We start from the raw sequence: 19,199 nt of genomic DNA, 5'->3' as shown, positions 1-19,199 counted from the left end.
TAGTGGCATATTTCCCCAGCATCAATGAGTTTGTTTTATTCGCGAAAAATACTCGTGTTTGAATGACGGCGACAAGCCAAATGTCCATAAGCCTGAATGGCCGCGCTGGCATCGTCGCCATCCAGTGAAAGCATAATCACCCGATCGGAATCTCATCTATGTCAGTATAAATTTTTAACCCGCGTTCTCTGCCAATCCGTATATCGTTATCGGCGCCGTGCGACGCGCCCGGCATACGTAAGATCGCGTCGCAATGTTGAATAAGCCGATGTGCAACCGGATAAAGATAAGCCTCACTGATTTCATCACCGATTGCCTTTGAACCTGCGGCGGCGGCAAGAGGTAATGCCAGCCATTCTCCAATCACCGGCGTATGCCCTCTGTGATAAACCTGCAGAGCGGCTTCATCTAATTTTTGTATATTGGCGTGAATTAAGGCCGGGTCTCCTTCGGTGCCGCTGCGCACAGGGCCGGCAATCAGGATCAGCATGGTATTGGCTCCTCAAAATGGACATTCATGGCAACGTATTGCAGTAACATGATGGTTTTCGCATCCATAATCTCCCCGCTGCGAATTGCGCTCAGGGCCTGAGTCAAAGGCCATTCCAGTACTTCAATATCCTCGCCCTCATCGGCAAGGCCACCGCCTTTGCTCTGGCGATCGTCATCAGCATATTCGGCGATAAAGAAATAGAGTTTCTCGGTAACCGAACCCGGACTCATAAAGGCTTCCATGACTTTTTCAATATGCTGCACCCGGTAACCGGTTTCTTCTTCTGCCTCCGCGACAATGCGGGTTTCCGGCGAAGCGTTATCGAGCAGCCCGGCAGCCGCTTCAATCAAAAAACCTTGGTGACCATTAATGAAAACCGGCAAGCGAAACTGGCGGGTCAGCACCACGCTGCGCTTTTGGCGATTATAGAGAAGCACGACGGCACCATTACCGCGGTCATACGCTTCACGTTGCTGCTTCTGCCACGAGCCGTCACGGCGCTGCAATTCAAAGGTGTATTTTTTCAGGGTGTACCAGTTGTCGGACAACAGCTGCTCACGGATATTGCGTATTTTCTGCTGCATAGCTTGCCTCCTGAAGATGACAAAACAGACGCTATCATGCATGATCGTGCAAATTCAAGAAAAAACGTGAGCGGGTAATTATGCTATCAAGCCAGCGAAAACAACAGATTCTGAAGATTCTGGCGGCTGAAAATCAGGTGATGTCAGGTGAGCTCAGTCAGCGTTTCGGCATATCCGAGGACTCAATACGCCGCGATTTGCGCGAGCTGGCCGCTGAAGGACTGTTACAGCGCGTGCACGGCGGCGCGCTGCCGGTGTCAGCCGCGCTGGCATCCTTCGAAAAACGCAAAAACGTGCAAATGAGTTCCAAGCAGTGTGTGGCGCAAAAGGCGGTGAAGCTGATTCAACCCGGTCAGGTAGTGATTATTGACGGCGGAACCACCACCGCAGAACTGGTGCAGTTGCTGCCAGCAGACCTGGCTTTCACGGCGATCACCCACAGCCCCGGTATTGCGGTTGCGCTGGTGGATTTTCCGCGGGTAGAAGTGATAACCCTGGGCGGGCTGCTCTATCGCCACTCGGTGGTCGCGGTGGGATCGGCTGTCCATGAGGCGGCTGCGCGTATTAATGCTGATCTGTTTTTCATGGGCGTTACCGGCGTGCATAAAACCGCCGGCCTCACGACCGGCAACTATGAAGAGGCCGGCATAAAGCGCGCGCTGGCGGGGAGAGCCGCCGAGACCGTTGTCATGGTGTCAAAAGAGAAACTCAATTCCGCCTCCGCCTTCGCGATTGGGGATCTGGATCTGGCCAGTGCGCTGATTGTCGATGGCGAACCTGATAAAGAGCTGCGCATGGCTTTAAAGCAGAAGCATGTCTCGCTGTTGTAGTGTTCTACGCTGCCTTTTTGACGCATCTGCGAAACAGATCGGTTCGTGATTGTGCATGACCTGCATGGCAAAGCTGTGAATGTCCGTGACCTGCCCCAAAAGATTGATACACCGCGTTGTCAGTAATATCCGCAGATCGCTCAAAGCTGAAACTCACCAGAGCCAACGCCGTTTTGGCTCTTGCCAGGCCCCCTGCCAAAGGTCAAAACGCTTGAGTTGTTCAAGTTTGTGTAGAACGACATCTTCACCTACGGATGAGAGAGTTCGCTCTGGAATTGAAATGCCGAAAAGGCCTTCAGCAATAGCGAATATTTCACAACCTGATGTCAGTGAGCCCAAAGATTTTTCTATCTTCTTAAGATCAGCTTTTACAATTAACTGAAGTCCCATCAGAATTTAAACTCCACAATTGCTACCTGCTCGAATGCTTCTTTAATCTGGGCCAGGACCAGGTCGGAGATCGATTGTCCTCTGATATCATAGACGACCCGACAAGTTTGAATGTGCGATGGAAGTTGCGATAGTCCATAGGATATTCTGGCAATATTATACGCAATACTGAGTTTTATTGATTCCGGAGATGCCAGGCTGTGGCTGGCTACAAGTATAAACTCTCCATGAACTTCATTAATAAAATCCGGGACGAACATTACACCTCCCTTTTATTACCTTCACCGATTTCTATCAATTGAATGTCTTTACGTCAGAATTTATCATAACAGTTATCCTTCTCAAAAATCGATGTACGTTCTTAGCTCATAGTGGACTTAACATTATGTAGTCAAAAGATGTAACCATGCATCAAGGCTGTCGTTTTAACCTTTTCCATTGCTCGAGAGTCAGAGTGAACATCAGGTTAGCCGGTGGGTCCTCAGGATTGTCTATCCTTTGGTTAAACAACAGACCTGCTTTTTCAAGAACGCGGCGAGAGGCGATATGATTTTCGCGTGTAACTCCGACAATTTCAGGAAGTTTTAGCTCGTCGAATGCATATATTAAAGCGCGACAGGCAAGCTCGGTTGCATAACCTTTCCCCCATGATTCTGGTTCAAACCGGTAGCCCAAATTATTCGTTTGTCGGCCATTGAACTGACTGACAAATACACCTCCAAAGCCAATGATCCTTTCTGGATCCGCCTTTTCAGAAACAGCCCAGTCGTCAAACCCATAACGCTCACGATCTGCGGTTCGCTGCAGGATAACATTACGACTATGCTCAATGTCCCGATGAGGACCCCTCGGGTTAAACGCGTGAGTTCTGATGTCACCGTAAATGCCAAACAGCGCATCCAGATCGGACATTACTACTGGTCTGTAAAGCAGCCTTTCTGACTCCCAGTACATTACTCTCTTCATTCCATGTAAGTGATTTGTTTAAACACATTAATATGTGAGACATAGGCTGAGAAGCATTTCTTTGAAACCTTTCAGCACTGATATCAAAAGCTGTCTACCCGGTTTCTCTGTAGGGACCGTATGATGCGGTTGCTGACGTCCGCTTTGTGCCAGAAGCGGACGTTTTCAGCCAGTCCTGCCAGCTATCTTGTGCTCATAGCAAGTTTAGCCGCGAAGCATAAAAATAAGCCCCCTGTTGCTCTGTCCATCATCTGGACAACGCGATTTTTCTTCAAAATAGCTGACGCAAAATGCGTGCTTAAAATGAGTGTGACTGACCATATAGTCCCAATCGCCACGTGGATGCTGACCAGGATAAAAGTCCATATCAAAGGAGAGTGACCGGCAGGTATGAACTGCGGCAAAAAGGAGACATAGAAAATGCCCATTTTAGGGTTTAGCACATTTCCCAACATTCCTCTGATAAACCAGTTCCCCTGAAAACCATTGTCATCATCGCCATCACTGAAAGATGATCGGGGACGTATCAGCAGTTGTAAACCCAGCCAGCTCAGGTAGACCGCGCCACAAACTTTAAGCACCGTATAAGCCATTTCTGAAACCACCAGAAGTGCACCAAGGCCTAATGCGACCAACGCCCCCCATAAAAAACAGCCAGCATCAATGCCAAGCGCAGCGTGAAAAGCCTTTTTGCCGCCCTCTGCACAAGCAGTGCGCAAAATAAGTGCCGTATCAAGGCCGGGGGTCAGGGTAAGTAACAATGCTGCGAGAGAGAATGCGAAGAGAGAATCGTTAACAGTCATTTTCTTTGTCCGAAAGAGCAGATGTTAATCATTTAGTTCCCTGTAATCAATCTAACAAATATCAGTTTTAAGTGTCCGCTTTTCGCTCATAGCGGACCATGCTCCGCGTCTGTCCGCTTTGTGCCAGAAGCGGACTTTGCAAACATCACTGTTTCAATAAGCAGATAACGGGCTATGCCATGTGGACTTCATTGACTGTGCTCCATCAACTCTAGCGTCTGACCATCAGGGCTTTGTAAATATATTACTCTGGTTCCCTTCATCGGTCCTGACAACACTGTCTGAGGTTTACCCGGCGTCTTCCAGCCATAGTCCGATGCTTTACTCAACAGTGTATCAAGATCTTCAACTGTAAAAGCAAGGTGAGCGTAGCCTGGGATATAAGGTGCTGAAGGTTCTGCTGGCTGCTCAATATTATTATATTGTAGTAATTCAATTTTGATACCAGCCAGTTCAAGCAAAGCCATCCGTACATCAGCTCCCCTTGCACCTGTGACTTCATCGATTATGGGTCCAGACATTTTTCCTTCGCGTAATAATTCACCTCCAAGGATATGAGTCCAGAAGAATACGGAGTCTTCAATGTTTTTAACTGAAAAACCAACGTGATTAACACTTAAGATCATTCGATTACCTGCTGAGTTTCGAAAGTTGACCATCCAACTATATGAAAAGAAAGCTTTATTGCTACACAATAAATGCGATGGGATTTGTACAGGAACAAGCACTATGCAATTCGGTTTAAACTATGTATTTACGATTCATACACAGCAACAGATGTACAGAAACCAGCTCCCGTTGATAAATAAGCAACCATGCTATAAGCCTTAATGCCGTTCAGTTAAGTCCCAAATTCACTTACCGCACATTTCGTAGCGGCGCGATTAATCGCGCCTACTAATAGCAGCACCGTGCCCATCAATGCTTCGCGCAATAAATTGCGCCGCTACAAAAAAGTGCCTGCTGTTTACTCTCAATTGATAAGCATTATGCTATAAGCCTGCATTTTTTGTCGATAAATAGCTGATGACCGCTTCGCGCTCATAGCAGAAATGGACTTGTGCTAAGTCCTCTGTAGGCTAAAAGCGGACATTATTATTGATGGCCGCCGATAAAATGCTGACCTTTTGCCTGATCTTACAGCACTTCTACCACTTCAAATTCTTCAGCAATCAACTCCATATCTTCTGAAAAATGACCATCACGGCTAAAAAAGCGCTGGTGTTCTTTCTGCCAGAATTCAAGACTTAAATCGCCTTCACCTTCTTTGCGGGCAAACGCTTCTGTAACATCACAAAAACGCACCAGCCGCAGTGAAATCAATCTGATCACACAGACCGGGGTATTCTGACCATCAAGAATAATGTTATAGCTCCCAATCTTCGGAGCAGACTCCTCCTGCTGGTAAGCGGTAAACGATCCGCAGGAAGCTGTTTTGATGCCTTTTTTTACCAGTTCCGCCAGCTTGCTGGCCAGTTCTGCGCTGTCACCCATTTGCCAGGCATCTGCGCCAGGATACTTCACTTTTATTTCCTCAACCGCAAACATGAAAATTCCCTCAATCGTCGGTGAATGAAAAGTTAAATCGTTTATAGCATGAACTGTTCCGGTATTGAGAATCAGGCTGATCGTCGCATATTGTGGTTCACTTTTTGCTCAACGCGGACACTTTACATAAATCCAAACGACAGGAGGCTGAGGCTTAATGTGCAAACCTGCGCGAGCCAATGACACAAAGGATTACGCCGAGCGTTATGAGAACCATCATCGGGCTTACCGTTTCAGACAGTAACGTTGCTGAAAGTCCGAGACCAAAGAATGGCTGCAGCAACTGTAATTGTCCCACAGCGGCGATGCCGCCCGCAGCCAGTCCCCTGTACCAGAAAATGAAACCAATCAGCATACTGAACAGCGATACATATCCCAGTGAAAGCCACGCCTGCAGGCTTATTTCGCCCATGTTCTCCGGCAAGGTCTCCAGGGTGGCAACAAGCATCAGCGGCAGGGACATAATCAGTGCCCAGCAGATAACCTGCCATCCTCCCAATTCACGCGAAAGCTTTGCACCTTCGGCATAGCCGAGGCCACACACAATCACGGAAGCCAGCATCAGAAGATCGCCGGTTACTGATACAGAACCTTTCTGGAGTAGGGCAAATCCCATCACCAGCAGGCTGCCGGCGACTGAAAAAATCCAGAAAGCCAGCCTGGGCCTTTCGCCTCCTCTGACAACGCCGAAAATAGCCGTCGCCATGGGTAGCAGACCGAGGAAGACAATAGAGTGAGCCGAGGTAACGTGCTGCAGCGCCATGGCTGTCAGAAGAGGAAAACCAACCACTACACCTGCAGCAACGACAACCAGAGAAATCAGCTGATGCCGCTGAGGACGAGCCTGACTTAAAAAGAGAATCAGCATAATGGCCAGTACACCGGCAATTGAAGCGCGTGAAAAAGTCAGAAAAAAGGGATCCATTTCCCGCACTGCTATGCGTGTTGCGGGCAAAGAGCCACTGAAGATGATCACGCCGGTCAGCCCGTTCAGCCAACCTGATTTCAGGCCAGAATGTGTATTTTTTACCCTGGTAACTGTCACAACAGACCTCATTAAGTTCGATAAATGATTTAACAGATAACGTTGACAGCCCCCATGCTAAGTACCAGAATTCAGGACAATCAAATAATTGTCATAGATACAATTCATGAAAGCTCGATACAAAGTCATCGTGGATGAATTCGCTTCCGCGATACGAACAGGCGCGCTCCTGCCGGGCGCCCGCCTGCCTACCCACAGAGCGCTGTCGGCTGAAAAGCACGTGTCACTGGCAACGGCTACCCGCGTTTACGCTGAGCTGGAAGCCATGGGGCTGGTGAGCGGAGAAACCGGAAGAGGAACATTTGTCAGGGAAATTTCGTTGCCCGCCGGGCTGGGTCTGGATCAGCACGCAGTGGCGTCTGACGTGCTCGATCTGAACTTCAACTATCCTACGCTACCGGACCAGGCGGAACGGTTACGCCAGGCAATGCGACAGCTGGCCACATCTGGCGATCTGGCTTCACTGTTGCGTTACCAGCCGCACGCTGGCAGGCAAAGCGACAGGGAGACAATCGCGTTATGGCTCAATGCCTCCGGCATGACCGCGTCTGCTGATGAGGTTTTGATTGTAAATGGCGCGCAGCACGGTCTTAGCGTTGCTGTTATGGGGCTGCTGAAACCCGGGGATGTGGTGGCTGTAGATGCTCTGACCTATCCTGGCTTCAAAGCCCTGGCCAGCCTCTATCATCTGGAGCTGGTGGCGATACCCGCTGATGCCAGTGGACCGGACCTGACGGCATTCAGGCAAATCTGCCAACGCCGGCGCCTGCGCGCGGTGTATACCATGCCAACACTGCATAACCCGCTTGGCTGGGTTATGAATGATGCCCAGCGCAGGGAGCTGGCCCGTATTGCCAGAACGTTCGATCTGCTTATCATCGAAGACGCGGCCTATGCATTTCTTGTCCGTCGTCCACCGCCGCCGCTTGCCACTTATGCGCCTGAAAGAACCGTTTATGTTACCGGTTTTGCTAAAAGTGTTGCCACTGGCCTGCGCGTCGGTGCCGTAGTGTGTCCCACTGAAATGCGAATCATCCTGGAGCGAGCCATCAGGGCAACGACCTGGAATACTCCCTCCCTCATGGTTTCGATTGTCTGCGACTGGATTAAAGATGGCACACTTAAACGCTTTGAGGCGCTGAAAAGACGGGACGCGCGTCACCGGCAGGCGCTGGCGCGCAAAATACTTGTGAACTGTGAATGGGTAAGCCATGACAACTCTTACTTTATCTGGCTATCACTGCCTCAGGAAGTGAGAGCTGACAGGCTTGTTCACCGATTGATGCAGCAACATATCTCTGTTGCCACAGCAGAACCCTTTAGCACCTCAAACTGTGTGCCGCATGCTATTCGTCTGGCGCTTGGCTCAGTCACGATGAGTCAGTTGAGCGAGGCCCTGGCGAAAATTAAAGAGGCTATCGAGTATGAGAGTGATCTTTGAGCGCTGTCCGCTCCTCGCTCATAAGGAATCATAGCTGCGTGCATGCCCGATCTGCCTCTGGTGCGGATGTGGTTTCATCGTGCCCGAGCATCTGCACGGGCAGTGCAAAACCTCTGCGCCAGCTCCCGTGACGCTGTTCACAATCCGTGCAATTTAAAAGACACCGCGGTGACTTTTCAGTCGTAAAACCCTTAGCGTGGTGTTTTGTATGTAACATTATTGTTAATGATTAGATGTTTTAATGTTTCAAAATGGCAGTGAAAGCTATTATAAAGCTCAAAATCGTGCCAGAACCCTCTATCCATTAACATTTATTTAACATGTAAAATTATATAATTTAACATTTATGGGCTTTGCTCACATTTCCATCACATCTGCGCGAAAACCTATGTACGGGTAAGTTAATCTCTGAGCGTGAATTAAATAGCAACCGCCTGTTCCCTATATCAGAACCTCATCAGAAAGGTACCAAAATGAAATTTAACCTCGCATTAGTCAGTGCATGTGTGGTTTCAGCGTGCATGTTATTCACAACACCCTCATTCGCTGCCAAACCTTACGATATCGCGGTGGTGGCCAAAGTTACCGGTATTCCGTGGTTCACCCGCATGGAAGTCGGCGTAAAAGAAGCCGCGCAGAAACTGGATGTCAACGCCTATCAGGTTGGCGCCTCGACGCCCGATCCGGCGCAGCAGGTCAAGGTGATTGAAGATCTGATTGCCAAAAAAGTTGACGCCATCATTGTGGTGCCAAACGATGCCAAAGTACTGGAGCCGGTACTGAAAAAAGCGCGCGACCAGGGCATCGTGGTATTAACCCATGAATCGCCGGACCAGCAAATTGGTCAGTGGGATGTTGAAACCATCGACAGCCAGAAATATGCGCAAGCCAATATGGACGAGCTGGCAAAAGATATGGGTGGCAAAGGCGGTTATGCCATTTATGTCGGCTCTTTGACCGTGCCATTACATAATGCGTGGGCCAATGCGGCGATCAAATATCAGAAAGAAAAATACCCGGACATGCATGAAGTCACGTCACGCCTGCCGGTGGCTGAAAATATTGATAAGTCATATTCCACCACGCTGGATTTGATGAAAACCTATCCTGATCTGAAAGGGATTATCGGTTTCGGCTCGCTCGGTCCGATCGGGGCCGGTCAGGCGGTTCAGCAGAAGCGCGCGAAAAACAAGATCGCGGTTGTCGGTATCGCTATGCCGGCTCAGGCTGCGCCATATCTGATGCGCGGTGACATCAAAAAAGTCCTGCTGTGGGATCCAAAAGATGCCGGTTACGCCCTGGTTTCGGTCGCCGATCAGCTGCTGCAGGGTAAAGAAGTCACTAAAGACCTGAGCATTGAAGGTCTGGGCAAAGCCGACGTCGATATGGATAAGAAAGTGATTCGCTTTAATAAAATTCTCGAAGTAACGCCAGAGAATGCGAAATCACTTGGCTTCTGATCAGAATGTTTAACACCTTAATTTAACGGAGATAGATTATCTCCAGCGCCACACCAGGCAAATAGAAACAGATACGGCGTTGTATGTTGTGCTGTATCTGAACTTCTACTCAGAGATTGAAAACATATACCCTGAATAATTCGCGTCAGGCGCGGCGAAAGTCAGTGAAATTCGATGAGATATAAATGATTCGGATAAGCGAGCATCGCCAATACCCGACTGGAAATAGGATGGGCAGGCTTAAGGATCTATGATGAATACGCTCAGCACGTCCCCCGCCAATGCTGAGGCCTTTATCAGCCTCGAAAAAATCAGTAAAAAGTTCCCCGGCGTATTAGCACTGGATAATGTCAGCCTGACGCTGAATAAAGGTGAAGTGCATTGTCTGGCCGGGCAGAATGGCTGCGGCAAAAGCACCATAATTAAAGTCATTTCCGGGGTTTATCAACCGGAAAAAGGCGCGGCCATCACGCTGGACGGAAAACTCTTTCATACCCTGACGCCACAGCTGTCTTCTTATTACGGCATTCAGGTTATTTATCAGGATTTGTCGTTATTTCCCAATCTGTCAGTCGCCGAAAATATCGTTATTCACCGCTATTTACCGGGCGGTGATTTCTGGGTACATCGCGAGTCAATGCGCAAAAAAGCGCTGGCGGCGATGCAACGGGTCGGCGTTGCTCTGGATCCGGATCGTAAAGTTGAAAAGCTGTCGATCGCTGACCGCCAGTTAGTGGCAATATGCCGTGCCATCGCTGCTGATGCCAGTCTGGTGATTATGGATGAACCGACGGCGTCACTGACCCGCAGCGAGGTTAATGGTCTGCTGCGGGTGGTGAATGAACTCAAAGCCGCCGGTATCTGCGTGGTGTTCGTTAGTCACCGTCTCGATGAAGTGATGGAAGTGGCCGATCGTATCAGCGTGATGCGCGACGGCAAACTGGTCGGCACCTATCCGGCCAGTGAACTCGACAGCCATGAACTGGCGTTCCTGATGACCGGGCAGCGTTTCACCTATAGCCATCTGCCGCACCGGGCGCCGGCCGATGTAACGCCACTGCTGGAAATTAGCCAGCTGAGCCGCAAAGGGCAGTATCACAATATTTCGCTGTCGCTGCGGCAGGGAGAAATCACGTCGATTATCGGCCTGCTCGGTTCGGGCCGCACGGAACTCTGTCTGAGCCTGTTTGGCATGAGCCAGCCGGACAGCGGAGAGATCCGCATTAACGGCAAGGTGGTGAAATTCCACTCTAACCGCGACGCCATTCGTCACGGCATCGCTTATGTGTCGGAAGACCGACTGACACAGGGGCTTATCATGGATCAATCCATTTATGACAACACGCTGGTATCGATTTTCGACAAGCTGCATACCGGCGCCGGATTGATGGATCACCGCAAAGCCGCGGCGGTAGTTAAGGACCTGATCCGTGACCTGAATATAAAAGTCCCGGACAGCAGTTTACCGGTTAAAACGCTCTCCGGCGGCAATGCGCAACGTATCGCCATCGCCAAATGGGTGGCGACGCGGCCCCATATCCTGATCCTCGATTCACCAACGGTAGGGGTGGATATTGCCAATAAAGAAGGCATTTACCGCATTGCCCGCGATCTGGCGGAATCCGGCATGGCGGTGCTGATGATTTGCGATGAAATCCCGGAAGCGTATTACAACAGCCATCGCGTGCTGGTGATGCGCAAAGGCGAACTGGTAGCGGAGTTCGCGCCGCACCAGAGCAGCGAAGCGCAGATTGCGGAGGTGATTAATGGGTAACAAATCGCTATCGAAACTGTTTACCCAGCACGAATTCTGGCTGGGATTACTGGTGCTGCTGCTGGTGGTGGGTCTGAGCGCCAGCAGCAGTGAATTTATGACGCTGGGTAACCTGACAGACGTCGCCACCAGCTATGCCATTCTGGGCATTCTGGCCTGTGGACTGTTTGTGGTGCTGATTGCCGGCGGCATCGACATCTCCTTTCCCGCTGTCACCTCCATCGGTCAGTACGTGATGGCGAGCTATATCATTCATCACGGCGGCAGCTTTCCGCTGGCGTTTGCCATGTCGATGGGGATTGGGTTGTTGCTCGGCCTGGTCAATGGTTTTCTGGTGTACTGGCTACGCGTGCCGGCCATCATTATCACCATCGCGACACTGAACCTGTTTTACGGTTTGCTGGTGTATCTGACTAACGGCACCTGGTTGTACGGTTTCCCCGACTGGTTTATGAACGGGATCAGCTGGTTCTCGTTCACCGCCGCCGACGGTTACGACTATGGCCTGACCCTGCCGCTGCTTTGCCTGCTGGGGGTGATCATCGTTACCGGCGTCCTGATGAATCGCACCCGCGTGGGCCGCCAGATTTACGCCATGGGCAGCAACCGTGACGCCGCATCGCGTCTTGGTCTGAACATCCTGCGACTGCATTTTTACGTTTACGGTTTTATGGGATTGCTGGCGGGTATTGCTGCCGTGGTACAGGCGCAAATTACCCAGTCGGTGGCACCTAATTCCCTGCTCGGTTATGAACTGACGGTGCTGGCGGCTGTGGTATTAGGCGGCACCAGCATGAGCGGCGGGCGCGGCTCGCTAACCGGCACCATTCTGGGCGTGATGCTGCTGGCCTTCCTGCAAAATGGCATGACCCTGCTGAGCATTTCATCTTACTGGCATCAGGTGTTCAGCGGCGCGATCATTCTGGTCAGCATTAGCAGCACCGCGTGGAACGAAAAACGCAAACTGGCGAAGGGGATGTGACATGACCACCTTAAACCGATTCTTCCCCGGCGACCGCATCATCCGTTTGCAGTTGCTGATCATTGTGGCCGTTGCCGTGCTGTTCTCCTTTACGCTGGGTGGCAGCTTTTACAGCGTCGGCAATTTCCAGTCGATCTCCTCGCAGTTACCGATTCTGGGCATGCTGGCGCTGGGGATGGGCATTACCATGCTGACCGGCGGGATCAACCTTTCGATCATTGCCGGTGCCAACGCGTGTTCGCTGGTGATGGCGGCGATTCTGGTGGCGCATCCGAACCAGCCGGAATATGTCGCGCTGGCGCTGCTTGCGGGTCTGGCGGTGGCGCTGGTGATTGGGGTGCTCAATGGCGCGCTGATCGCCTTTATCGGGGTTTCACCGATTCTGGCGACCCTCGGCACCATGACGCTGATCGCCGGACTGAATATTCTGCTGACCAACGGCGCGGTCATTTCCGGTTTCCCGCCGGTGATTCAGTACCTCAGCAACGGCAGTCTGCTGGGTATTCCGGTCGCCCTGGTGTTATTCCTGCTGGTGGCGCTGCTGCTGTGGGTGTTTCTGGAACACACTACGCTCGGCCGCAGCCTGTATCTGATGGGTTCCAGCGAGCAGGCGACGCGGTTCAGTGGGGTCAACACGCATAAAGTCACCATCGCGGTGTACGTGCTTTCAGCTCTGCTGGGGTGGGGCGCGGCACTGCTGATGATGTCCAAATTTAACTCGGCACAGGCTGGCTACGGCGACTCCTATTTGCTGGTGACCATTCTGGCCTCGGTGCTTGGCGGCATTAACCCTGACGGCGGTTTTGGCCGGGTGATTGGGCTGGTGCTGGCGCTCATCGTGCTGCAAATGCTGGAAAGCGGCCTGAATCTGATGGGCGTCAGTAGTTACCTGACCATGGCGCTGTGGGGTTGTGTCCTGATCCTGTTTATCGCTCTGCAAAACAGAAAATCATAAGCGAAAGCTTTTCAAGAAAGGAAAGAACATGGCGAGTTATTTTATTGGCGTCGACGTAGGAACCGGCAGCGCCCGCGCGGGCGTCTTCGATATGACTGGCCGTATGCTCGGCCAGGCCAGCCGGGAGATCACGCTCTACCGCCCGAAAGCTGATTTTGTTGAGCAATCCTCTGATGAGATCTGGCAGTCCGTGTGTAACGCGATTAAAGACGTGGTCAGTCAGGCGGATATCAACCCGATTCAGGTCAAAGGCATCGGTTTTGACGCCACCTGTTCGCTGGTGGTGCTGGATAAAGAAGGCAAACCGCTGACCGTGAGTCCGACCGGGCGCAGCGAGCAGAACATTATTGTCTGGATGGATCATCGCGCTATCACGCAGGCAGAACGCATCAATGCCACTGGCCATCGCGTACTGGAGTTTGTCGGCGGGATTATCTCGCCGGAAATGCAGACCCCCAAACTGCTGTGGCTGAAACAGCACATGCCGACCACCTGGAGTAACGTCGGGCATCTTTTCGACCTGCCGGATTTCCTCACCTGGCGTGCCACTCAGGATACTACGCGATCGCTGTGCTCAACCGTCTGCAAATGGACCTATATCGGCCATGAAGACCGCTGGGATCCGAGCTATTTCCGCCAGATTGGCCTGGAGGATTTACTGGAAAACAACGCGGCAAAGATCGGCAGCGAAGTGAAAACCATGGGTGAGCCGCTGGGGCATGGCCTGACGCAGCGCGCCGCCGCAGAGATGGGGTTAATGGCGGGCACGGCGGTCAGCGTTTCGATTATTGATGCGCACGCCGGCAGCCTCGGTATTCTCGGTGCCAGCGGCGCATCCGGCGAATCAGCGGATTTTGACAACCGCATCGCGCTGATTGGCGGCACGTCCACGGCCCATATGGCGATGTCGCGCAGCGCGCGCTATATCGGCGGCATCTGGGGGCCGTACTATTCGGCGATTTTGCCGGATTACTGGCTGAACGAAGGCGGACAATCCACCACCGGCGCGCTGATTGACCATGTGATTCAGTCGCATCCGTGTTATCAGGATCTGCTTAAGCAGGGTAAAGACAGCGGCAAAACCATCTATGAAGTGCTGAACGGCATTCTGCGCAAGATGGCGGGTGAACCCGAGAATATTGCCTTCCTGACCAAAGACATTCATATGCTGCCTTATTTCCATGGCAACCGCTCACCGCGTGCCAATCCGACCCTGACCGGCACGCTGACTGGCCTGAAACTGTCACGCACACCGGAAGACATGGCGCTGCATTATCTCGCCACCATTCAGGCGCTGGCGCTTGGCACTCGCCACATTATCGAGACCATGAACCAGAGTGGTTACTGCATTGATACCATTATGGCCAGCGGGGGCGGCACTAAAAATCCAATCTTTGTGCAGGAGCACTCCAACGCGACGGGCTGTGCGATGCTGTTGCCGGAAGAGAGTGAAGCCATGTTGCTCGGCAGCGCGATGATGGGCACCGTGGCGGCGGGCGCGTACGACTCTTTGCCCGAAGCGATGGCCGCCATGAGCCGCATCGGTAAGACCATCACGCCGCAGACCAACAAAATCAAAGAGTATTACGACCGTAAGTACCGCGTTTTTCATGAGATGTACCATGACAGCATGAAATACCGGCAGCTGATGCAGGGGAAAACTGAATAAACGCGGGAGAAGCAGGGCTGTAATCACAGCCCTGTGACGAAAGCGGCGGTTGCGGTTATTTTTGCCCATCCGCCTGAAGCACCCTTTTCGCCACAATCCGCATTTCCACCAGGGCGTTTTCCGGAATGAACTCTGACACGCCGATGGCAGACCATGCCGGGTAGGGGGCTTTGATATACACATCTTTGACCTTGGAAAATACCCCGATGTGTTTTTTAAGATCGACATGAAAGGTGGTCATTTCCAGTATATGTTCATAGTCCAGTCCGGCAGCGTTTAAATACACACCCAGCTTATAAAACGCATCATGGAATTGTTCTTCAGGGTGGGTACTTATCGGTTTGTCTTTCCGCGCTGCCGTTACACCGGAAAGATACAGGGTGCCATCGGCTTCGATAACGGGAGAGAAGTGCCAGTCATGGTAATAGTGCTGAAATTCTTCAGGAACGATCGATTTTTTCATGGTTTTTTCTCTGGTTGATGACCTGGGCAATGGCCGCCTGTCTAAAACCCTATGCCTGGCGAACTGCCCGATCGGGTACTCTTAACATAAAACGGCGCAGAAGATCCGCAGCAGGTCGGTGTCATCGCCTTTTTTATTTTTCCGCAGGTGATACCGCTGAACGAAATCGGGTTATTGTCATCGCTCACCCTGCTTAAGATCAGGCCGGACACAGTGTGGCAGACGGTGCCGGACGACTGAAGGAGACGACGATGCACCGGGTAGGTTTACTGATTTCCGATGATTTTCAGGTTCTGGGATTATCCACGCTGAGCATTTTTGAGTTTGCCAATCAGGTCAGCGGCGAACCGTTTTATCACTGCACGGTTTATTCAGAGCACGGTGGCACGGTGCAGTCCTCTGCCGGCTTCGGCGTCGACAGCCAGCCGATTCATGCCGACCTGGAAATGGATACCTGGCTGGTCGCGGGCGTGATGGCGCCGCTGGAGCTGCCGGCCACACCGGGTATCGTTGATTTTCTGCAGGCGCAGGCTCCCCGTGCCCGGCGGGTGGCCGGGATCTGCACCGGCGCGTTCGTGCTGGGTCAGGCCGGTCTGTTATCGGAGCGCCGCGCCACTACGCACTGGGTACATGCCCAGAGTCTGCAACTGCTGCACCCGACGACGCGGATAGAAGAAGACCGCATCTTTATTATTGACGATCACATCTGGACCTCGGCGGGACTCACCGCCGGACTGGATATGGCGCTGGGAATGGTGGAGAAAGATCTCGGTACCGAAGTGGCGCGCAGCGTGGCACACCTGCTGGTCATGCATCACCGCCGCTCCGGCGGACAGACGCAGCACTCTGAGATGCTGATGCTCTCTCCGCGCAGCGACCGGCTGCAGTCGGCGCTGGAATATGCGCGCAACAATCTCAACAAAGCGCTGACCATCGAAGACCTTGCGGATGCGGTTCACCTCAGCGCGCGGCAGCTCAGCCGCCTGTTCCGTTCTGAGACGGGCAAGTCGCCGGCCAAAGCCATTGAGGGATTACGACTGGAAAACGCCCGCTTGCTGATCGAGCAGAGCAGGCTACCGATGGAGGTAATAGCCCGTGAATCCGGCTTCCGCGATCGTCGACATATGCGGGAAGTGTTCATTCGCGGTTACGGCATCCCGCCGCAGTCGCTGCGTACCGGTAAAGCCTGACGCGCGCTGTCACGCCTGAACGCCTTCTGATCACGATGGCCGGAATACTGACCATCATGTTGTCCGAAATCACGACCTTTCTCGTCAGCCGCGCCGGTGCGTGACTGCGTACTATGAATTCACCAACCCGATAACTGACAAGGTGAACATCATGACGCAGCAAACACACACCGACCGCGGCACCGCCGTTGTCACTGGCGCCTCAACCGGCATGGGCGCACTGTACGCCGGCCGCCTGGCTCGCATGGGCTATGACCTGATCATCGTGGCTCGCAATCATAACCGCCTGAACCAGCTGGCTGAACACATCACCACCGACAGCGGCCGCAGCGTGGAAGTTGTCACGGCGGACCTGGCCGATGCCGCCCAGCTGAGCGCGCTGGAGGAGAAGCTGCGTCGGGACGCGAGCATCACGCTGCTGGTAAATAACGCCGGTATCGGAACGCATACCTCTTTGCTGGAAAGCGACGTGGCGCAGATGAACGCCATGATCAACCTCAACGTTATCGCGCTGACGCGCCTGACCTATGCAGTGGTGCCGGGCATGGTGGCGCGCGGACGCGGCGCCATCATCAACATCGCCTCGATCGTCAGCATTGCGCCTGAGCTGCTGAACGGTGTCTACGGCGGCAGCAAGGCTTACGTGCTGGCGTTCAGTCAGTCGCTGCACCATGAACTGGCCGGTAAGGGGATTCAGGTGCAGGCCGTACTGCCTGGCGCTACCGCGACGCCGTTCTGGGATAACGGCGGTCTGCCGGTTGACCAGCTTGACCCGAACATCGTCATGAGCGCGCAGGAGATGGTTGATGCGGCGCTCACCGGCTTCGCCCGCGGCGAGCTCATTACCATTCCGTCCCTGCAGGACGAAGCGCTCTGGACCCGCTATGAGCAGGCGCGTCAGGCCATGATGCCGCACCTCGGCAGCGACGCGCCGGCTGAACGCTATCGGCCCGTCTCTGTGCACTGAACGCCCCCCTTATTCAGAATCGCAATCCCAATAACTGTCCCATTAAGGAATCAGATCATGAAACTGACCGATAACACCATCTTCATCACGGGCGGCACTTCTGGCATCGGCCGCGCCATGGCAGAAAAATTTCATCAGCTGGGCAACCAGGTGATCATCTCCGGACGCCGCGAGGCGCTGCTGCAGGAAGTCACCGCCGCCAGTCCGGGCATGGACTATGTGGTGCTGGACGTCACGCGCGCCGACAGCATTCAGGCCGCCGCACAGCGCGTGCTGGAACGCTATCCGGCCCTGAACGTGGTCATCAATAATGCTGGCATCATGCCGTTTGATAATGCGGCGGGCGAACTGGATGACGCGCAGGCGGTGACGCTGCTCAACACCAACATTCTGGGCCCGGTGCGCGTCAGTGCAGCGTTTATCGAACACCTGAAGCAGCAGCCGGACGCGGTGCTGATTAACAACAGCTCGGTGCTGGCCTTCCTGCCGCTGGCGACCAACGCGCTTTACTCAGCCACCAAGGCCGCGATTCACTCCTATACCCTGTCGCAGCGCTTCCTGCTGCGTGATACCGGCGTGCAGGTCATCGAAATTTCACCGCCGTGGGTAGATACCGATCTGATTTACAAAAGCGGCGACCCGCGCGCCATGCCGCTGGATGCGTTCATCAGCGAGACGTTTGAAAAGCTCGGCACGAACACGATTGAAGCCATCGTCGACCGCGTGCTGCCGGTGCGCGATAACCCGGGGGCGAACGAGCATACGCTGGTGAATCAGTTCAACCAGTCGGTGGCGGAAAACCCGATCCCTGTTCAGTAACTATCTCAGGGGCTCGGCCCCTGATTTTATGCGGAGATGAATAATGAACGCCGTCATCACCCCGACTCAGCGCCGCGCGCTGCGTGCGCTGAGCATTGCCTACTTCGTACAGGCTACCGGTGCGCTGTCTGTGGCTGGCAGTCTGCCCGCCATATCCGCTGCCTGGCAGCTGACTGATGCGCAGAGTGCGCGCTTACTGAGTATTTTCGGACTGACCTTCGCGCTGGCGGCTCCGCTGGTGCAGGTGCTGTTTGGTCACCTGCGCCGTCGCCAGCTGGTGCTCACCGGCATCGCCCTGTTTGGCCTGGGCGCCTTCGCGTTTGTGCTGTCGCCGGGCTACAGCGCACTGCTCGCCTCGCGCATCCTGATGGGCGCAGGCGCTGGGTTCATCGGTCCGGTGCTGGTGGCGCTGGGCTCTGAGCTGGTTCAGGAACAGCAGCGCGGCCGGGCCATCGGCATGGTGCTGCTCGGCGTATCGATGGCCAGCCTGGCCGGCATTCCCCTCGCTGCCTGGGTAGCCAGCCTGTGGGGCGCGAAAGCGCTGTTTGGGCTGGTCGGCGTGCTAAGCCTGCTGAGCGGACTGAACATTATGCTGACGGTGCCGGATGACAATGCCGGGACGCGCATCCACCTGCGTGAGATGGCCGGCGTGCTGGCCGATGGCAAATACCTGACGGCTTTCCTGGTGGTGTTTTTTATTACTTCCGGCGTTTACAGCTTCTACGCTTTTATCGCGCCGCTCATTCGCGACACCTACACTGGCGGCACGCATGCGGTCTCGGCAGCGCTGGCCGTGCTGGGCGTTGCCGGCGTGCTGGGC

21 protein-coding genes are annotated in these 19,199 nt (G+C 53.4%); 11 read left to right on the top strand and 10 right to left on the bottom strand.

Translation table 11 applies throughout. From position 1 onward, the window contains the following. Positions 1 to 136: 136 nt before the first annotated feature. Together ERD80_RS08920 and ERD80_RS08915 are read right to left on the bottom strand one after the other, a co-directional pair. Entirely contained in the window at positions 137 to 490 is a 354-nt protein-coding gene (locus tag ERD80_RS08920) for an NUDIX hydrolase (RefSeq protein WP_104093483.1), read from the bottom strand. Beyond that, positions 484 to 1,077: an NUDIX domain-containing protein gene (locus ERD80_RS08915; protein WP_021508782.1), complete on the bottom strand. Its 594-nt coding sequence runs from the start codon at positions 1,075 to 1,077 to the stop codon at positions 484 to 486. The genes ERD80_RS08920 and ERD80_RS08915 overlap by 7 nt, the downstream gene beginning before the upstream one ends. Positions 1,078 to 1,157: 80 nt before the next feature. Between ERD80_RS08915 and ERD80_RS08910 the strand changes: the two genes are divergently transcribed. Next, a complete protein-coding gene (locus tag ERD80_RS08910; protein ID WP_104093484.1) occupies positions 1,158 to 1,907 on the top strand; it encodes a DeoR/GlpR family DNA-binding transcription regulator in 750 nt (249 codons plus the stop codon). 153 nt (positions 1,908 to 2,060) lie between these two features. Here ERD80_RS08910 and ERD80_RS08905 read toward each other — a convergent pair whose 3' ends face one another. The 7 genes from ERD80_RS08905 to ERD80_RS08875 all read right to left on the bottom strand — a co-directional run bounded on the left by ERD80_RS08905 (position 2,061) and on the right by ERD80_RS08875 (position 6,659). After that, positions 2,061 to 2,297: a hypothetical protein gene (locus ERD80_RS08905; protein ID WP_072208584.1), complete on the bottom strand. Its 237-nt coding sequence runs from the start codon at positions 2,295 to 2,297 to the stop codon at positions 2,061 to 2,063. Next, a complete protein-coding gene (locus tag ERD80_RS08900) occupies positions 2,297 to 2,557 on the bottom strand; it encodes a hypothetical protein (protein ID WP_104093485.1) in 261 nt (86 codons plus the stop codon). The genes ERD80_RS08905 and ERD80_RS08900 overlap by 1 nt, the downstream gene beginning before the upstream one ends. Positions 2,558 to 2,708: 151 nt before the next feature. Next, entirely contained in the window at positions 2,709 to 3,251 is a 543-nt protein-coding gene (locus ERD80_RS08895) for a GNAT family N-acetyltransferase (protein WP_104093486.1), read from the bottom strand. Positions 3,252 to 3,445: 194 nt separating this feature from the next. Beyond that, positions 3,446 to 4,066 carry a LysE family translocator gene (locus tag ERD80_RS08890; RefSeq protein ID WP_104093487.1) on the bottom strand — a complete coding sequence of 207 codons (621 nt, stop codon included), beginning with the start codon at positions 4,064 to 4,066 and terminating at the stop codon, positions 3,446 to 3,448. A 188-nt stretch (positions 4,067 to 4,254) separates the two neighbouring features. Then, the gene (locus ERD80_RS08885; RefSeq protein WP_072209520.1) at positions 4,255 to 4,692 is read right to left on the bottom strand and encodes a VOC family protein; all 438 of its coding nucleotides are present in this window, start codon (positions 4,690 to 4,692) and stop codon (positions 4,255 to 4,257) included. A gap of 511 nt (positions 4,693 to 5,203) precedes the next feature. Continuing rightward, complete coding sequence (locus ERD80_RS08880) at positions 5,204 to 5,614, bottom strand: ASCH domain-containing protein (RefSeq protein ID WP_058770436.1); 411 nt, start codon at positions 5,612 to 5,614, stop codon at positions 5,204 to 5,206. A 154-nt stretch (positions 5,615 to 5,768) separates the two neighbouring features. Continuing rightward, a complete protein-coding gene (locus tag ERD80_RS08875; RefSeq protein ID WP_248295845.1) occupies positions 5,769 to 6,659 on the bottom strand; it encodes a DMT family transporter in 891 nt (296 codons plus the stop codon). Between the two features lie 106 nt (positions 6,660 to 6,765). Between ERD80_RS08875 and ERD80_RS08870 the strand changes: the two genes are divergently transcribed. The 6 genes from ERD80_RS08870 (at position 6,766) to ERD80_RS08845 (ending at position 14,940) form a co-directional block, all read left to right on the top strand. Continuing rightward, positions 6,766 to 8,100 (top strand): PLP-dependent aminotransferase family protein, encoded by a 1,335-nt coding sequence (locus ERD80_RS08870; RefSeq protein ID WP_136546603.1) that lies wholly within the window; start codon positions 6,766 to 6,768, stop codon positions 8,098 to 8,100. 473 nt (positions 8,101 to 8,573) lie between these two features. Next, positions 8,574 to 9,560 (top strand): autoinducer 2 ABC transporter substrate-binding protein, encoded by a 987-nt coding sequence (locus tag ERD80_RS08865; protein WP_136546600.1) that lies wholly within the window; start codon positions 8,574 to 8,576, stop codon positions 9,558 to 9,560. 253 nt (positions 9,561 to 9,813) lie between these two features. Further along, positions 9,814 to 11,334, top strand: a complete 1,521-nt coding sequence (locus ERD80_RS08860; protein ID WP_088517486.1) for a sugar ABC transporter ATP-binding protein — start codon at positions 9,814 to 9,816, stop codon at positions 11,332 to 11,334. After that, on the top strand, positions 11,327 to 12,316 hold the full coding sequence (locus tag ERD80_RS08855; RefSeq protein ID WP_136546598.1) for an ABC transporter permease: 990 nt from the start codon (positions 11,327 to 11,329) through the stop codon (positions 12,314 to 12,316). The genes ERD80_RS08860 and ERD80_RS08855 overlap by 8 nt, the downstream gene beginning before the upstream one ends. Position 12,317: 1 nt before the next feature. Beyond that, entirely contained in the window at positions 12,318 to 13,271 is a 954-nt protein-coding gene (locus tag ERD80_RS08850; protein WP_058781969.1) for an ABC transporter permease, read from the top strand. Positions 13,272 to 13,299: 28 nt separating this feature from the next. Then, complete coding sequence (locus ERD80_RS08845) at positions 13,300 to 14,940, top strand: FGGY-family carbohydrate kinase (RefSeq protein WP_058776185.1); 1,641 nt, start codon at positions 13,300 to 13,302, stop codon at positions 14,938 to 14,940. 55 nt (positions 14,941 to 14,995) lie between these two features. Here the strand turns inward: ERD80_RS08845 and ERD80_RS08840 are convergent, their stop codons facing one another. Next, positions 14,996 to 15,403, bottom strand: coding sequence for a Rid family hydrolase (locus ERD80_RS08840; protein WP_136546596.1), 408 nt, complete (start codon positions 15,401 to 15,403; stop codon positions 14,996 to 14,998). Positions 15,404 to 15,654: 251 nt separating this feature from the next. On the opposite strand from ERD80_RS08840, the gene ERD80_RS08835 reads away from it, so the two are divergent. The 4 genes from ERD80_RS08835 to ERD80_RS08820 form a co-directional block, all read left to right on the top strand. Next, positions 15,655 to 16,593: a GlxA family transcriptional regulator gene (locus ERD80_RS08835; protein ID WP_136546594.1), complete on the top strand. Its 939-nt coding sequence runs from the start codon at positions 15,655 to 15,657 to the stop codon at positions 16,591 to 16,593. Positions 16,594 to 16,744: 151 nt separating this feature from the next. Next, positions 16,745 to 17,560: an SDR family oxidoreductase gene (locus ERD80_RS08830; protein WP_136546592.1), complete on the top strand. Its 816-nt coding sequence runs from the start codon at positions 16,745 to 16,747 to the stop codon at positions 17,558 to 17,560. Positions 17,561 to 17,617: 57 nt separating this feature from the next. Further along, positions 17,618 to 18,379, top strand: coding sequence for an SDR family NAD(P)-dependent oxidoreductase (locus ERD80_RS08825; protein ID WP_136546590.1), 762 nt, complete (start codon positions 17,618 to 17,620; stop codon positions 18,377 to 18,379). A 43-nt stretch (positions 18,380 to 18,422) separates the two neighbouring features. Further along, positions 18,423 to 19,199: MFS transporter (locus ERD80_RS08820; protein WP_136546588.1), on the top strand; the 777-nt coding region annotated here is incomplete at its 3' end.

Origin of the sequence: Pantoea sp. R102 (genome assembly GCF_004916815.1) — a bacterium.
GTDB lineage: Bacteria > Pseudomonadota > Gammaproteobacteria > Enterobacterales > Enterobacteriaceae > Pantoea > Pantoea dispersa.
The sequence above is the reverse complement of the archived record's forward strand: the minus strand, read 5'-3'. Positions and strand labels throughout refer to the sequence as shown.

What these genes read in the sequence shown, in the direction of transcription:
- ERD80_RS08920 (WP_104093483.1), bottom strand. Translation starts at nt 490, where the DNA reads ATGCTGATCCTGATTGCCGGCCCTGTGCGCAGCGGCACCGAAGGAGAC.
- ERD80_RS08915 (WP_021508782.1), bottom strand. Translation starts at nt 1,077, where the DNA reads ATGCAGCAGAAAATACGCAATATCCGTGAGCAGCTGTTGTCCGACAAC.
- ERD80_RS08910 (WP_104093484.1), top strand. Translation starts at nt 1,158, where the DNA reads ATGCTATCAAGCCAGCGAAAACAACAGATTCTGAAGATTCTGGCGGCT.
- ERD80_RS08905 (WP_072208584.1), bottom strand. Translation starts at nt 2,297, where the DNA reads ATGGGACTTCAGTTAATTGTAAAAGCTGATCTTAAGAAGATAGAAAAA.
- ERD80_RS08900 (WP_104093485.1), bottom strand. Translation starts at nt 2,557, where the DNA reads ATGTTCGTCCCGGATTTTATTAATGAAGTTCATGGAGAGTTTATACTT.
- ERD80_RS08895 (WP_104093486.1), bottom strand. Translation starts at nt 3,251, where the DNA reads ATGTACTGGGAGTCAGAAAGGCTGCTTTACAGACCAGTAGTAATGTCC.
- ERD80_RS08890 (WP_104093487.1), bottom strand. Translation starts at nt 4,066, where the DNA reads ATGACTGTTAACGATTCTCTCTTCGCATTCTCTCTCGCAGCATTGTTA.
- ERD80_RS08885 (WP_072209520.1), bottom strand. Translation starts at nt 4,692, where the DNA reads ATGATCTTAAGTGTTAATCACGTTGGTTTTTCAGTTAAAAACATTGAA.
- ERD80_RS08880 (WP_058770436.1), bottom strand. Translation starts at nt 5,614, where the DNA reads ATGTTTGCGGTTGAGGAAATAAAAGTGAAGTATCCTGGCGCAGATGCC.
- ERD80_RS08870 (WP_136546603.1), top strand. Translation starts at nt 6,766, where the DNA reads ATGAAAGCTCGATACAAAGTCATCGTGGATGAATTCGCTTCCGCGATA.
- ERD80_RS08865 (WP_136546600.1), top strand. Translation starts at nt 8,574, where the DNA reads ATGAAATTTAACCTCGCATTAGTCAGTGCATGTGTGGTTTCAGCGTGC.
- ERD80_RS08860 (WP_088517486.1), top strand. Translation starts at nt 9,814, where the DNA reads ATGAATACGCTCAGCACGTCCCCCGCCAATGCTGAGGCCTTTATCAGC.
- ERD80_RS08855 (WP_136546598.1), top strand. Translation starts at nt 11,327, where the DNA reads ATGGGTAACAAATCGCTATCGAAACTGTTTACCCAGCACGAATTCTGG.
- ERD80_RS08850 (WP_058781969.1), top strand. Translation starts at nt 12,318, where the DNA reads ATGACCACCTTAAACCGATTCTTCCCCGGCGACCGCATCATCCGTTTG.
- ERD80_RS08845 (WP_058776185.1), top strand. Translation starts at nt 13,300, where the DNA reads ATGGCGAGTTATTTTATTGGCGTCGACGTAGGAACCGGCAGCGCCCGC.
- ERD80_RS08840 (WP_136546596.1), bottom strand. Translation starts at nt 15,403, where the DNA reads ATGAAAAAATCGATCGTTCCTGAAGAATTTCAGCACTATTACCATGAC.
- ERD80_RS08835 (WP_136546594.1), top strand. Translation starts at nt 15,655, where the DNA reads ATGCACCGGGTAGGTTTACTGATTTCCGATGATTTTCAGGTTCTGGGA.
- ERD80_RS08830 (WP_136546592.1), top strand. Translation starts at nt 16,745, where the DNA reads ATGACGCAGCAAACACACACCGACCGCGGCACCGCCGTTGTCACTGGC.
- ERD80_RS08825 (WP_136546590.1), top strand. Translation starts at nt 17,618, where the DNA reads ATGAAACTGACCGATAACACCATCTTCATCACGGGCGGCACTTCTGGC.